12 protein-coding genes are annotated in these 13,994 nt (G+C 43.8%); 6 read left to right on the forward strand and 6 right to left on the reverse strand.

Annotated features, from left to right (window positions below; translation table 11 throughout):
* Positions 1 to 147 precede the first annotated feature (147 nt).
* Positions 148 to 1,920, forward strand: a complete 1,773-nt coding sequence (locus BMX56_RS21650; RefSeq protein WP_090651772.1) for a PQQ-dependent sugar dehydrogenase — start codon at positions 148 to 150, stop codon at positions 1,918 to 1,920.
* 39 nt (positions 1,921 to 1,959) lie between these two features.
* Here the strand turns inward: BMX56_RS21650 and BMX56_RS21655 are convergent, their stop codons facing one another.
* Positions 1,960 to 2,421: an Lrp/AsnC family transcriptional regulator gene (locus BMX56_RS21655; protein ID WP_090651773.1), complete on the reverse strand. Its 462-nt coding sequence runs from the start codon at positions 2,419 to 2,421 to the stop codon at positions 1,960 to 1,962.
* Positions 2,422 to 2,547: 126 nt separating this feature from the next.
* On the opposite strand from BMX56_RS21655, the gene BMX56_RS21660 reads away from it, so the two are divergent.
* Positions 2,548 to 3,771, forward strand: coding sequence for an aminotransferase class V-fold PLP-dependent enzyme (locus tag BMX56_RS21660; RefSeq protein WP_090651774.1), 1,224 nt, complete (start codon positions 2,548 to 2,550; stop codon positions 3,769 to 3,771).
* A gap of 13 nt (positions 3,772 to 3,784) precedes the next feature.
* On the opposite strand, the gene BMX56_RS21665 is transcribed toward BMX56_RS21660, so the two are convergent.
* Both BMX56_RS21665 and BMX56_RS21670 read right to left on the reverse strand, forming a co-directional pair.
* On the reverse strand, positions 3,785 to 4,504 hold the full coding sequence (locus BMX56_RS21665; RefSeq protein WP_090651775.1) for a LytR/AlgR family response regulator transcription factor: 720 nt from the start codon (positions 4,502 to 4,504) through the stop codon (positions 3,785 to 3,787).
* Positions 4,501 to 5,550 carry a sensor histidine kinase gene (locus BMX56_RS21670; protein ID WP_090651776.1) on the reverse strand — a complete coding sequence of 350 codons (1,050 nt, stop codon included), beginning with the start codon at positions 5,548 to 5,550 and terminating at the stop codon, positions 4,501 to 4,503. Before BMX56_RS21670 ends, BMX56_RS21665 begins: the two co-directional genes overlap by 4 nt.
* A 186-nt stretch (positions 5,551 to 5,736) precedes the next feature.
* Here BMX56_RS21670 and BMX56_RS21675 point away from each other — a divergent pair, with 186 nt between their 5' ends.
* Positions 5,737 to 7,953 carry a carbohydrate binding family 9 domain-containing protein gene (locus BMX56_RS21675; RefSeq protein ID WP_090651777.1) on the forward strand — a complete coding sequence of 739 codons (2,217 nt, stop codon included), beginning with the start codon at positions 5,737 to 5,739 and terminating at the stop codon, positions 7,951 to 7,953.
* A 209-nt stretch (positions 7,954 to 8,162) separates the two neighbouring features.
* Here the strand turns inward: BMX56_RS21675 and BMX56_RS21680 are convergent, their stop codons facing one another.
* From BMX56_RS21680 to metK, 3 genes are all read right to left on the reverse strand, one after another.
* Positions 8,163 to 8,612: an SRPBCC family protein gene (locus tag BMX56_RS21680; protein WP_090651778.1), complete on the reverse strand. Its 450-nt coding sequence runs from the start codon at positions 8,610 to 8,612 to the stop codon at positions 8,163 to 8,165.
* Positions 8,613 to 8,811: 199 nt separating this feature from the next.
* Positions 8,812 to 9,849 (reverse strand): YncE family protein, encoded by a 1,038-nt coding sequence (locus BMX56_RS21685; protein WP_090651779.1) that lies wholly within the window; start codon positions 9,847 to 9,849, stop codon positions 8,812 to 8,814.
* A 166-nt stretch (positions 9,850 to 10,015) separates the two neighbouring features.
* Positions 10,016 to 11,266, reverse strand: a complete 1,251-nt coding sequence (metK, locus tag BMX56_RS21690) for a methionine adenosyltransferase (protein WP_090651780.1) — start codon at positions 11,264 to 11,266, stop codon at positions 10,016 to 10,018.
* Between the two features lie 218 nt (positions 11,267 to 11,484).
* On the opposite strand from metK, the gene BMX56_RS21695 reads away from it, so the two are divergent.
* The 3 genes from BMX56_RS21695 (at position 11,485) to BMX56_RS21705 (ending at position 13,946) form a co-directional block, all read left to right on the forward strand.
* Positions 11,485 to 12,372, forward strand: a complete 888-nt coding sequence (locus tag BMX56_RS21695; RefSeq protein WP_090651781.1) for a diacylglycerol/lipid kinase family protein — start codon at positions 11,485 to 11,487, stop codon at positions 12,370 to 12,372.
* 5 nt (positions 12,373 to 12,377) lie between these two features.
* Positions 12,378 to 12,713 (forward strand): translation initiation factor, encoded by a 336-nt coding sequence (locus BMX56_RS21700; RefSeq protein WP_090651782.1) that lies wholly within the window; start codon positions 12,378 to 12,380, stop codon positions 12,711 to 12,713.
* Positions 12,714 to 13,109: 396 nt separating this feature from the next.
* Complete coding sequence (locus BMX56_RS21705) at positions 13,110 to 13,946, forward strand: MotA/TolQ/ExbB proton channel family protein (protein WP_090651783.1); 837 nt, start codon at positions 13,110 to 13,112, stop codon at positions 13,944 to 13,946.
* The last annotated feature ends 48 nt before the right edge of the window (positions 13,947 to 13,994 follow it).

Consider the following 13,994-nt stretch of genomic DNA (forward strand, 5'->3'; position numbering starts at 1 on the left):
ATTAAATACTGCCGTAGTAATTTTGTATAAGTGTCCAAAACTTGGTTTTGAACGCAACTTGAATTTTGTTTAAACATTTCCCGTTCAAATTCCTTTTACTACCGGCAAATACCTGCTGCCGATTCATAGTCGGCATATAATTTCCGGATGAAGAAAAATTTTTTTTTAGGAGCGATAAAAACGGTTACGGTGCTTTTGGCCACGGCCATTGCGGCAATAACACTCGCTTTTGTTTTAAACAAACATTCTGACAAAACACTGACTGCCGATAAAAACAATGGCGGGTTATACCTGCCCGGTAATTTCAAAGCCGTTATTGCCATTGATAGCCTGGCCGGCAGGGCACGGCACCTGGCCGTAAATACCAATGGCGATATTTATGTAAAACTCAGGTTTCCCGATTCTATTGGCGGCAACATTGCGGCACGGGATACCGATCATGACGGCAAGGTAGATACGATTAAAAAATTTGGCAACTATGATGATAAAGGGCCTTATGGTACCAGTATGCGGGTGCATAAGGGCTACCTGTATTTCAGTTCGGAGGTAAACGTTTATCGCACCAAATTAAATCCGAATACGTTGGTGCCCGATGGTCCGCTGGAATTAATATTACATGATGCTCATGGCGAGCACGAGCATGACGCCAAGCCCCTGGCTTTTGATGATGCCGGGCATATGTACGTGGCCTTTGGTGCTCCATCTAACGCATGCCAGGAGCAAAACCGGGTTCCCGGTTCGCCGGGAATAAAAGGCTGCCCCTTGTTGCAGGAGTACGGCGGTATATGGCAGTTTGATGAAGCCAAACCCAACCAGCAACAAAAAGATGGCATCCGCTATGCTACTGGCTTACGCAGCGTGGTAGCCATGGATTGGAACACGGCGGATAATTGCCTGTATGTTGTAGCCCACGGCCGCGACGACCTGCGGTTGTTGTTCCCCAAAAAATTCAGCGCCTGGCAAAGCGCCGTAGCGCCTGCAGAGGAATTTTTTAAAATAAAACAAGGTACAGACGTTGGCTGGCCTTACTACTATTACGACCCCATTAAACATAAAAAACTGTTAAACCCCGAGTATGGCGGCGATGGCATAAAGGCGGGCGACGGCGCAAAATATGCCCAGCCATTGATTGCCTTCCAGGCGCATTGGGCACCCAACGATTTGTTGTTTTATACCGGTAACCAGTTTCCGGCCAGGTATAAGAATGGCGCTTTTGTGGCTTTTCATGGTTCAACCAACCGCTCGCCGTATCCGCAGGCCGGCTTTTTTGTGGCTTTTGTGCCCTTTAAAAATGGCATGCCGACGGGTAAGTGGGAGATATTTGCCGACGGTTTTGCCGGCCGTAATACCGTGGTAAGCGTAAGCGAGGCGCTTTGCCGCCCCATGGGTTTATCCACAGGGCCCGATGGCTCATTGTACGTGAGCGATACTGAATTAGGAAGGGTGTGGCGCATTTTTTATCAGGGCGATAAAACTAAATTTATCAGCACCATGCTGGCCAAAATGGAACTGCGTAAAAAGCTGCCCAACTTTAAAATACCCGATCAGGCACGCAATAATTTTGCTACCGGGATGCTTAAAGGCGGCGCAAAAATTTACACCACGCATTGTGCCAACTGTCATCAAAAAAATGGCAAGGGAGATGGTAACCTTTTCCCCCCGCTGGCCGGATCGGAGTGGGTAACAGGCGGCAAATATATGGAAAAGGAACTTGCCATAAGGGTTTTATTAAACGGCCTGGAGGGGCCGGTTACCGTTAATGGCAAGCCCTACAATAGCGTAATGCCAAAGCATGATTTTTTGAGCGATGCCGAAATAGCAAGTGTGCTAACCTATATCAGGAGCAATTTTGGCAACAACAGCAGCCTGGTTACCGCATCTGAAGTAAAAAAAATAAGGGCGAGCCTGCCTGGTAAATAGCTCACTTATCCGTTATAGCTATCACCTTGCAGTAGGGGCTTATATATAAACCCCGTAGCTCATTTTTAATCTATCCATTACTACATGGGTATAAAAACGCTGCACATCGGGGCTATCCATAAAATATTTTTTGCTGAATTGCTCGTAGTGTTTCATATCCCTGGTGTTAACAATAAGCACCAGGTCATAGGTGCCGGTTACGTAGTAGCACTGGGATACTTCGGGGCAATTTTCAATTTCGGACCTGAACCTTTCGATGGTGCGGGAGCCATCTTCCTGCATGCAGATATCTACTATACAAGTTAGCCCAATACCTGCCGCCGCGGACGAGATGATAGCTACATCTGCCTCAATAATTTTTTCATCACGGAGTTTGGCCAGTCGCCTTTGTACAGCCGATGCACTCAGGTTTACCATTTGGGCCAGGGCCTGGGCGGTAAGGCGGTTGTCTTTTTGTAATAAACGCAGCAACTTTTTATCGTAGTCGTCAAGCATGTACATAATTTACCCGTTTTAAGGGCTAAATTAATTAAAACATGCGCAATACAGGTCAATAAGCGATTTTTATGCAGGGGCATGTTGGTAGTTTTGAATTATCATCCACAGTAAACAAACAGGTAAATATTTATGAAACTATTAGCCAACAGCATATTCACCCAAGCCGAAATTGAGCAGTTCAGAAACGATACTATCGGCTGTACCTATGTTAACCATTTAAACAACGCCGGTGCCGCATTGATGCCCAATGTAGTCACCGATGCCATTACCGGCCATATTAAGCTGGAAGCAGAGATAGGCGGATATGAGGCCGCCGCAGCAAAGGCCGGTGCCATTGCCGGATTTTATGGGCTGGCTGCGCGGCTTATCAACAGTAAACCCGGTAACATCGCTTTTACAGCAAGCGCTACCGACTCGTACATCAGGGCTTTATCTTCAATTCCATTTGTAGCGGGGGATATTATTTTAACCGATTGCGACGACTACATCTCAAACCAGCTCCATTTTCTATCGCTCAAAAAACGGTTTGGAGTTGATATTGTCCACATAAAAAATGCTGCCGCTGGCGGTGTCGACCTTGCCGACCTGGAAGCTAAATTATATGAGCTTAAGCCCCGTTTGCTGGCTATAACCCATATCCCCACCAATTCGGGCCTGGTGCAGCCTGTTAACCAGATTGCAGCCATCTATGCTAAATATTGCCAGGAAAATGGTGACAAAACATGGTATATTTTGGATGCCTGCCAATCGGCAGGGCAAATGAAACTGGATGTACAACAACTTCAATGCGATTTTTTATCGGTAACTAACCGCAAGTTTTTGAGGGGGCCGCGTGGTTCGGGCTTTTTGTATATCTCGGATAAAGCTTTACAGGGCAAACTTGAGCCTTTGTTTATTGATATGCGCGGCGCACGGTGGACAGAAAAAGACCAATATGAGCAACAGCCCGATGCCAAACGTTTTGAAGACTGGGAGTTTGCCTACGCTACCGTAGTTGGCAGCGCCGAAGCTATCAGGTACTGCCTGGCCATCGGCGAAGACAGAATCTGGCAGCAGGTTAAACAGCTATCTGCCTATTTGCGAACACGTTTAGCATCAATACCAAATGTCAGGGTGTTGGATCAGGGGCCCGAATTGAGTTCGTCTGTTACCTTCACGGTTGCAAACTCATCAGCCGAGTACCTGGTGAAACAGTTTTTACAGCACAATATCAATGTGGTATCGTCCTATCGTGAATTTGCGGTTATCGATTTTGACCAAAAACAGGTAGAGTGGGCTATCAGGGTATCGCCGCATTATTATAATTCCATTGATGAACTTGACGCGTTGGTTGATTGCCTGGCCGGTTTTTAATTTAGAGAGGCGTTTAACCCTCCAGTTTGCCCAACACCTCTTTGGCATATGAACTACCGATTGGAATACTTTGGCGGCCAATTTCAATATGGCTGCCGGTGTAGGCATTAATATGATTGATGGAAATTATGTAAGAACGATGTACGCGGATGAAATAATTGGCAGAAAGTTTTTCTTCCAGGTAGCCAAGGGTTTGGTAGGTGATAACGGGTTTATCTGTAGTATGTATTTTTACATAATCTTTCAGGCCTTCAATGTACAGTATATCTTTGAGTAGCAGCCGCACCATTTTTTTATCGGCCTTTACATAAATAAAAGCATGCTGATCGGGCTTTGATGACTGAAGGGGTGCGGGTAGGCTTATAACTTCGGGCGCTTTAGCGTTGATGAATTTATCAACGGCTTTTAAAAAGCGCTCAAATGATACGGGTTTCAGCAGGTAATCAATCACATTAAGTTCGTAACCTTCCAGCGCAAACTCGCGGTAAGCGGTTGTCATTATAACCGGCGGCGGATTTTTTAGGGTGCGCAATAACTCTATTCCGGTTAATTGAGGCATCTGGATATCTAAAAACACCAGATCGACGTTGTTTGCTTTAAGTGCATTGTAAACCTCCATGCCGTTGGCACAAATAGCAACCGGGTTTAAGTTTTGGAGCTTGCTTACATGGTTTTGCATAATTTCGCGGGCAAGCTCCTCATCGTCGGCTATGATGCAGTTTATAGGTTTCATAGGTCAAGTTTCAGGTCGGCCTCAAAAATGCCATTGTTTTGGTTCAGTACAAGTTCATAATGGTCCGGGTAAGTTAGTTCCAGCCGCCGTTTAACATTTTTAAGCCCAAGGCCATAATTAGCTGGTTTGGGTAATGGTTGATAACTGTTTTCTACCTTTAAAAACAACCTGTTACCAATAACTTTAATGTTAATGGTTATCCACCCATCGCTTTCGGCAAGGCTGTGTTTAAATGCATTTTCAACAAAAGGCAATAACAAAAGCGGAGCTATCATTTTGCCGGCAATATCGCCGGAGTATTGGAACGATAATTCAAGCCTGTCGGCAAAGCGCATTTGCTCAATGCCAATATAGTTTTCCAGGTGTTTAATCTCGTCCTGTAGCAATACCTTGTTTTCGCTTGCTTCATATAACATATAATGCATCAGATCCGACAGGCGAAGTACCACTTTTGATGCCTGTTCGCTGCCCTTTAGTGTGAGCGCATAAAGGGTATTTAGCGTATTGAAAAAAAAGTGCGGGTTTATTTGTGCTTTTAATAAGCCCATTTCGGCATTAAATTTTTCCTTCTCCATTTCTCGCATGTTTTTTTCCTGCTGATATGCATTACGCATAAGTTTAATAAGCATGGCAATAAATAGGACAGGAGCATTGCCCGCCGCATTTTTGAAGATGCGTACAGGAATCCAGAAGTCTGTTTTTTCCATTTTAAACATAGCAGGGTCATGAATTTTATCCCAGGGTACCCAAATGGCATAAGCAAAAAAGCGCGGCAGCAAACCGCCAATTAGAATTAGCGCCGCCATCCCGATGGCGTATTGAGTATACTTTTGAGGATAATAAAATAACGGCATCAACACATACAGGTTTAAATAAGTAACCAGCATGCATATAGGAACGCTTGTTGACAACTGCGGATCGAGCTTAAAAGCAAATACATCCTTATCTTCCCAACCGTTGTTTACACATTGGTACAGGATATAGGCCAGCCAAAACAGCAGGTGCCGCGTTATAGCCTGGTATGGTATCTGCCTGTTTTTTTGCATGTTGTAAAATTGAACATTCTAAGCTATTTGTGCCTGGTTTTTCGACAAATCTCCTTTTTTAAGCCGTTAATTATACGTTTACCACCTTTAACGGGTTTAAGCCCGGCAAAGGCGTATCGGCGGCTCGTAAGCGGCAGTATGTCTAAAAGTACAAAATAGAAGCTTTTAGCTCCATTTATTTGGGGTATGAAAATTTTTACGGCTTTAAGATTTAGCAAGAGTTTATGTTTATTGGCGGCATTTATAACAACCGGGTTACACCCGTTATACGCACAGGAAGCGTTTGCCCCGCTGCCTGTAGCAAACCGCCCGCATTTGCAGGCCACACGTGTTACCGGGCCAATAAATATAGATGGTATCCCCGATGAGGCCGCATGGAATAACGCGCCGGCAGCCGCTCATTTTACTACGGCTTACCCACGGCAGGGAGATAAGGCTACCTACGATACCGAAGTAAGGTTGTTATATGACGACAAAAATATCTACATCAGTGCCCGCTGCGATTTTCCGCCGGGGAAAAAAAGCCTCCAGGTACAGGATTTGCGCCGCGATTTCAGCTACAGTAATAACGAGCTTTTTGAGATCCTGATTGATCCTTTTAAGGATCCGCGCATGCCGGTGATGACATTTTGTGTAACACCCTACGGTACGCAAATGGATATTATGCACTATGCCGATTTTAGTTACGACTATAAATGGGATGCGGTATGGCAGGCCGCCAGCAAAATACAGGAACATTCATGGACAACCGAGGTGGCTATTCCGTTTACCTCATTGCGGTATCCAAAAAACTCAACGGAGTGGAGCATTAATTTTGCACGCAACATCCGCTTTATTGGCGAAACCAATGGCTGGTCGCCCTGGCCACAGGCATTTAGCGAAACGCAGCTGGCTTATGGCGGCATCCTTACTAACATAGTGCCCCCGGATGCCGGTTTTAATTTACGGGTTGAGCCCTACGCCCTGGTAAATGCCAAACGGGCTGATAATAACGGGACACATTACAAACCCGAAGTTGGCGGCGAAATTAAGTATGCCATCAACTCCAACACCCTGCTTGAAGGTACCATCAATACCGATTTTGCCCAGGCCGATGTGGATAAGCAGGTGGTTAACCTGAGTCGGTCGAGCGTTTTCTTTCCCGAAAAACGGCAGTTCTTTTTAGAAAATTCAAGCCTGTTTTCGGTAGGTCAAAACAGTATTATTCAGCCGTTTTTTAGCAGGAGGATAGGGTTGAGCGACAATGGCTCGCCTTTAACCATCAATGGCGGCTTAAGGTTTATCCACCAGGATAACAAACAGTCTGCCGGAATACTGGTCATGAAACAAAATGGAGATACTACAGAAAACGGGGCTTTGTTTGGCGTTTTTAGGTACAAAAGAAGTGTTAGCCAGCGCTTGCAACTGGGCGCCATGGAGGTATTGAGGCAAAATTTTGCCGGCCTAAATCAGTCTGCTTCTGTTAACCCTGTCGAGGTGGTGGATGCTTTTTGGCAGGTAAGCCAGCCGTTATTTATAAGGGGCATGGCATCTTACTCGGGCAACTCGCTAAGCGGGCAAAAGGGGCCGGCCGCCTTTGCCGAATTTAACTACTCGGCTACTCATTTTTTTATCGATTGGTTTCAAACGGCTGTATCTAAAGGCTACCAGGCACAAACCGGCTTTACCGCCAGGGACAATTTTATCAATACACAACCCACGCTGTATATTTTTATGCATAAAAAATGGTTCCCCAAAAATGTACAGTTTTTTAGCCCGCAGTTTACTGCCGATATTTACCATGAGGCATCAAGCGGCAAATTCCAGGAGGCCAGTGTGGTGGTGATGCCGCTGCAATTGTTTTTTACCAATCAATCGCACCTTGATTTTAGTATCACCAGTTCCTGGGAGAACCTGACAGATAATTTTCAACCGGTGCGGAATGTTGACATAGCTGCGGCCAATTATCACTTTAACCGGTACGAGTTTTATGGCATTACCAATGCCGCAGCCCCCTTTAGTGCCGAAACCCGGCTGAGTACAGGCGGCTACTATAATGGCAGGCTTAATAGTTATTATTTATCGTTACGTGCTGCTCCCGTACCCCAGCTATCGCTGGTAATGAGCTATACCCGCAACGATTTTAAAAATGTGGGTATAAACCGGGAATCAGCCACTACCCACCTGCTGGCACCCGAATTGCGGGTAGCTGCAAATCCCAAAATGTTGCTCTCGGCCTTCTACCAATACAATACCGATGCCCGTAACGGATCGTTAAATGCCCGCTTCTCCTGGGAGTACAGGCCGCTATCGTTCATTTACCTGGTGATAAACAGCGTTAATAATTACTATAAAACTCCATTCGGAATTCCGCAGCGACAGCAGGGAGGTATCATGAAGCTTACTTATATCAGGCAGATATGATCCAGGGTTTAACTTCCTGCTCGTTTTTGCTCGTCTGCCGATCCGGAATCAATTAACGACGTGGAAATAGGTAAAATAGAACTCCCCATTGGCGATACTTATAAGGCTTTGGTGCAACAGTTAAAGCGGTAACGTCTCAAAGCGTTTAAATTGCTTCTCAGGGAATCAAAAAATACAGGCCGCCTTATCTATTCCCCGCCGCGCCAATATCATTCTCCTTCAGCTATCGTTTTTACAGTATCCAGTGCTTTTGGCCATACGTTCTTAAAAAAAGCGGTCATATCTTTGGGGAAATTGCCGCCGCTAAGTTGAACTGTAAGCAAGGTTTTGCCATTAGTGTTTTTGAGAGTATATTCTTCTAACGAGCCACTGCACATCTTGGCACCACTACTATCGTAATTCTCGATTCCCTTAATTATTTCGCCAATGCCTTTAATCGCCATAAATTCATTTGTAATAGCTCTATCAATGACTCCTATCATTCCCGATTTCTTATGGTCTAAAAATAAAGCCTTGCTGCCCTCTTTCCAGTCGGTAACGGCGTGCGAGCCTTCGCAAAAAACTGCGGTCCACGTTGGGTAATTGGCATCGGTAAAAAGTACGTTCCAAACTTTTTGGGGTGATGCATTGATCTCGACATTGAACGTGATGTTTTCCATTATTGTATGTTTTGATAACACAAAAATGGTTAACGCCCGGCTGATTAAAAAGGGCAAAAAGCGACAAACTACGGTGGTAATACAGACAGTAGCAAGCTTTAAGCCGCAAACGCCGGATGCGGCACATAATTAATGAGTGCTCCGTCCTGTGTTTGATCTTATCCTTTATCTAAAATTCTTTGCTCCTTGTTTCTAAAAATCAATTTTTGCCAACCTCAATAATATGAAATGACCCAGGCACCTGTTTTGGGCGGGGTTTAGGATTTTCGGCCGTCACCACACCAGGTTCGGTTTTAGCTGCGGGCAGGTATAGTTTATGAGTAAGCAAGTCGATGCCGATGGTACGGGCGCTGGGTTCGGTTGGGATGTTTTCTACAAACTCAAATTTATCGGCACTAAGCTCTTTTACCACGCTGATGGTTCCCTCGCCGTTTGAGGCATAGGCTAATTTTAGTTTTGGATCAAACACCAGCCCGTCGCAACCGCCTATCGGGAATTTGGCTAAGTTTTTACCATTGGCGGCGTCCATTACCACCATGGTGCTGTTACCACCGCAGCCAATAAACAGGCGATTGGTAGCACGATCGATATCTAAACCCGACGGTTCATCGCCGCCTTCAATTTTATAACGGGCTTCTGCTTTTAAGGTAGTGGCGTTAATAACAACCACCTCGTTAGTAGTTTCGGCATTTACAAATACTTTTCCTTTGCCGTCAGAAACGCCCGTTTCTGGCTTCGCGTCCAGCGGGATGGTAGCAATCACCTTATCGGTAGCCACATCAATCACCGAGGCATCTTTACTTCGGCCATTAAAAGTATATACCTTTTTTGCAAAAGGCTCATAAAATATAGCATCGGGATTGGTGCCAACGGCAATTTCGCCCAAAACTTTAAAGGTGGTTAAATCAAAAACAATCACTTTATTAACACGGCCGGCGCTGATGTAGCCTTTATTTAAAGCATGTACCAAAGCTATTCCATGTACGCCGGGTGTATTGGGGATATAACTTACAGAATCGCCGCTGGTTGATAATATATTTACCTGGTTGCCGTGCGACGTATAGATGAGTTTATTGGCCCCGTCAACCGTAATATAATCCCAACCACCCGTGCTTTTTATCGGGAAGCTTTTTAACATATGTAAGCCTGTTTTTTGCTGGGCCTGGGCATAAATTGGTTTAGCTAATATAAAAATAGCCATAAAGGCCAATCCAAGTATGAGTTTAGCGCTTTTCATGATTAATTGATTTGATGCAATCTACTTCATTGATTCTGTAGAAATGTTGGATACCGGAAAAGAAAATGTACCCGGAGGTTTTGGCTACACTTATCCCCGGGCTTAAAAACAAAAGAGCGACCTGTTTACACCAGTCGCTCTTTTACTTTAAATTTTATTTAAAAGATTACAGGCCAAAAGCGGCTTTCACTTTGTCAACGTAATCCAGCTTTTCCCAGGTAAAAAGCTCTACTTCGCGCAGTAGCTGGCTACCATCATGGGCAATAAAAGTTTTTGTTACCGTTTCGTTGGGTTTACCAAAGTGGCCATAAGCTGCAGTTTCGCTATAAATAGGGTTGCGCAGTTTAAAGCGGGTTTCAATGGCATATGGGGTCATATTAAATACCTCTTCTACCTTTTTAGCAATTTCGCCATCGTGTAAAGCAACTTTTGCAGTGCCGTAAGTGTTTATGTAAATACCCATTGGCTGGGCAACGCCAATGGCGTATGATACCTGTACCAAAACCTCGCTGCAAACGCCGGCAGCTACCAGGTTTTTGGCTATATGGCGGGTTGCATACGCAGCAGAGCGATCGACCTTTGATGGATCTTTGCCAGAAAAAGCCCCGCCACCGTGTGCGCCTTTGCCACCATAGGTATCCACAATAATTTTACGGCCGGTTAAGCCGGTATCACCATGTGGGCCGCCTATAACAAATTTACCGGTCGGGTTAATATGGTATTTAATCTGATCGTTAAAAAAGTGAGCGTATTTTGGATACTTTGCTTTAACACGAGGGATAAGGATGCTGATAATATCCAAACTGATTTTGGCCAGCATAGCCGCCTCCTCGTCAAAATCATCATGTTGGGTTGATATTACAATGGCATCAATACGCTGTGGCTGGTTGTCATCACTATACTCCAGCGTAACCTGCGATTTTGCATCCGGACGAAGGTATTTGATCTCATTGTTTTCCCGGCGGATGGCAGCAAGCTCTATTAATAAAGCATGGGCAATATCCAATGCCAGTGGCATATAGTTCTCAGTTTCGTTGGTGGCATAGCCAAACATCATACCCTGGTCGCCGGCGCCTTGTTCTTCGGGCGCTTTGCGTTCAACACCCTGGTTAATATCCGGCGATTGCTCGTGAATTGCCGATAGTACACCGCATGAACTGCCATCAAACATGTATTCGCCTTTGGTGTAACCAATTTTATTAATTACCTCGCGGGCTATTTTCTGTACATCTAAATAGGCTTTTGATTTAACTTCGCCGGCTAAAATTACCTGCCCGGTAGTTACCAGTGTTTCGCAGGCTACTTTTGAGTTAGGGTCGAATGCTAAAAAATGATCAATCAACGCGTCTGAGATCTGATCAGCAACTTTATCCGGATGTCCTTCTGATACGGATTCAGAGGTAAATAAATATGGCATATAAACTTTTTATACAATTAATGTGAAACAGCCGAGCGGGGGATTTATGAGGGATCGTAGTAAAAAGAAGCATGGGTATTAGCACTTTTTTACGTGGTTGCAATCCTTTCCTTTCGATAAAGGGTGTTAAATCAGTCCACTTTCGGGTGGCAAAAATAAAACAAATTTTACAAAGCCGAAAATACATTTACTTTTGATACTTTAAATAATACAGATAATTGAAACGTAAAGCGTTGTTTATAATAAACCCCATAGCAGGGGGCAAAAAGAAGGATCGTGTGCCGGAGCTGATTGATCAACATCTTGACAAAAATGTATTTGATTACCATATAATATTTACCGATGGTGTTTCGCATGCACAACAAATAGCTGCGGAAGCTGCGGGTAAAGTTGATATTGTAGCTGCTGTGGGCGGGGATGGTACCGTTAACGAAATTTCGTCGGCCATAGTAGGCAGCACTACAGCGTTGGGTATTGTGCCATTTGGTTCGGGTAATGGCCTTGCGCGCTTTTTGGGCATCCCTATGGATACCGCGGCATCTATAAAAACGTTGGGTGGTTATAGGGTTGAAACCATCGATTCGGGTTTGATGAACGGCCAGCCTTTTTTTAATATGGCAGGCATGGGGTTTGATGCCCATATAGCCGAAGTATTTTCGCATGGCAAAAAGCGGGGTTTTTTAACCTACATCAAATCAACCATGCAGGAGATCATGAGTTACCGGCCTGAAAAGTATTGGATTGAAATTGATGGCAAAAAACATGAACGCGACGCTTTTATAATAAGTATAGCCAATTCATCGCAATGGGGCAATGATGTGCATATCGCTCCCGGGGCGTCGGTACAGGATGGTTTGCTGGATGTTTGCATTATCAGCAAATTTCCGGCTTGGCGCCTGCCCGAGATTGGCGCGCGATTAATGCTGAAAACAATTGAGGCGTCGACATATATTGAGATTATAAAGGGGAGGGACATTCATATTAAAAGAGTAGGCCCGGGCGCGATACATCTGGATGGCGAGCCACAGGTAATGCAGGCAGATTTACATATTAATATAGAACCAAAGTCATTAAAAGTTATTGTAGGGGCAGGCTATAAAGATTAATAATCATGGCAAAAAAGAATTTTACAGGGGTGGTTTATTCAACTGATCCCGATTTTGAATACCAGGAGAATGGCGGGCCCAACGCACAAACGCTGCCTCCGCAACAACAAAACCTCAAAATATATCTCGACCGTAAAGGCGGCAGCAAACTGGTATCCAGGGTAAGCGGCTTTATTGGTACAGATGCCGATTTGGAGGCCATTGGCAAAAAATTAAAAACAAAATGCGGGGTAGGCGGTTCGGTAAAAGATGGCGAAGTACTGATACAAGGCGATTTCAGGGATAAAATACTGATACTCTTACAAACCGACGGATACAAAGTAAAAAAAGCAGGCGGATAGTTTATAAGTGCTTCATAGCCTATGCATTAAGCAGTATCATAGCGTATTTTATACACTAAAACATCATTATAAACCGGTGATTGCACCATAACAAATAAAGCACATAACATGTGTGTAACGAAATAGTAGCATAAATTTTATCACTATTGCTTGATAATATTAAAAAAAATGGTTTTCATTGCAAATAATTGTAGTGGCAACACACAATAATTTATCGGTATTACGTTATTTATATCCAATTGCACACAAAATGTAATTTGGTATTAAAAAATTGTAAAGAATAATATAAATGGTTTTTTTATTTCAATAAAATTCTATTTTTGTTATTCGCATTTAAGTAGCACATTTAACTAACTTATAACATAAACAAAAACTAAAACTAAAAATTTAAAAGTAATGGCAAACGCACCAACAAAACCAACTACTCCTGTTAAAAAAGAAAGCTCAAGTGCATCAAGCATATTTGCTTCTTTAACTATTCCAATTTGCCTGGTAGTAGCAATTTGTATTTTCGTATTTATACTTGGTGATCCAAGCAACTTTAAAGGTGGTGATGTAGCTAATGGTTACCCTGCAAACATTTATGGAACAGTTCACAAAGGCGGTGTTATCGTACCTTTGATCATGTCGTTCTTATTAATGGTTATTGTTTTCTCTATCGAGCGCTTTGTGGTAATTGGTAAAGCATCAGGTACTGGTAGTGTAGATTCTTTTGTTAGAAAGATCCAGGCTGCCCTTAACGCTGGTAACATTGCAGCAGCATCAGCTGAGTGCGATAAACAAAAAGGTTCAGTAGCAAACGTTATCAAATCGGCATTGAAAAAATATGGCGAAATGGAAGCAGAACCAAACCTTGATGTTGACCAAAAAACTTTAGCCATCCAAAAAGACATCGAAGAAGCAACAGCTTTAGAAATGCCTATGTTGGAGCAAAACTTAACTATCATCGCAACATTAGTATCTATCGGTACATTAACAGGTTTGTTAGGTACGGTTGTGGGTATGATTGGTGCGTTCTCGGCGTTAGCAACTTCAGGTGTGCCTAACCAGGTTGAACTATCTGCCCACATCTCTGAAGCTTTGATCAACACTGCATTTGGTATCAGTACTTCAGCTATCTCAATTATCATGTACAACGTATTTACGTCAAAAATTGATAAACTGACTTACGCTATCGACGAAACTGGTTTCAGCATCGTGCAAACATTTGCTTCGTCACATAAAAACAAATAAAAATATAGTAGTGCATCTGCTGCGTAATTAACGCCGGCAGCGTTTAAA

Origin of the sequence: Mucilaginibacter sp. OK283 (assembly GCF_900110415.1) — a bacterium.
Lineage (GTDB): Bacteria > Bacteroidota > Bacteroidia > Sphingobacteriales > Sphingobacteriaceae > Mucilaginibacter.

What these genes read in the sequence shown, in the direction of transcription:
- BMX56_RS21675 (WP_090651777.1), top strand. Translation starts at nt 5,737, where the DNA reads ATGAAAATTTTTACGGCTTTAAGATTTAGCAAGAGTTTATGTTTATTG.
- BMX56_RS21650 (WP_090651772.1), top strand. Translation starts at nt 148, where the DNA reads ATGAAGAAAAATTTTTTTTTAGGAGCGATAAAAACGGTTACGGTGCTT.
- BMX56_RS21685 (WP_090651779.1), bottom strand. Translation starts at nt 9,849, where the DNA reads ATGAAAAGCGCTAAACTCATACTTGGATTGGCCTTTATGGCTATTTTT.
- metK (WP_090651780.1), bottom strand. Translation starts at nt 11,266, where the DNA reads ATGCCATATTTATTTACCTCTGAATCCGTATCAGAAGGACATCCGGAT.
- BMX56_RS21705 (WP_090651783.1), top strand. Translation starts at nt 13,110, where the DNA reads ATGGCAAACGCACCAACAAAACCAACTACTCCTGTTAAAAAAGAAAGC.
- BMX56_RS21655 (WP_090651773.1), bottom strand. Translation starts at nt 2,421, where the DNA reads ATGTACATGCTTGACGACTACGATAAAAAGTTGCTGCGTTTATTACAA.
- BMX56_RS21665 (WP_090651775.1), bottom strand. Translation starts at nt 4,504, where the DNA reads ATGAAACCTATAAACTGCATCATAGCCGACGATGAGGAGCTTGCCCGC.
- BMX56_RS21700 (WP_090651782.1), top strand. Translation starts at nt 12,378, where the DNA reads ATGGCAAAAAAGAATTTTACAGGGGTGGTTTATTCAACTGATCCCGAT.
- BMX56_RS21660 (WP_090651774.1), top strand. Translation starts at nt 2,548, where the DNA reads ATGAAACTATTAGCCAACAGCATATTCACCCAAGCCGAAATTGAGCAG.
- BMX56_RS21680 (WP_090651778.1), bottom strand. Translation starts at nt 8,612, where the DNA reads ATGGAAAACATCACGTTCAATGTCGAGATCAATGCATCACCCCAAAAA.
- BMX56_RS21670 (WP_090651776.1), bottom strand. Translation starts at nt 5,550, where the DNA reads ATGCAAAAAAACAGGCAGATACCATACCAGGCTATAACGCGGCACCTG.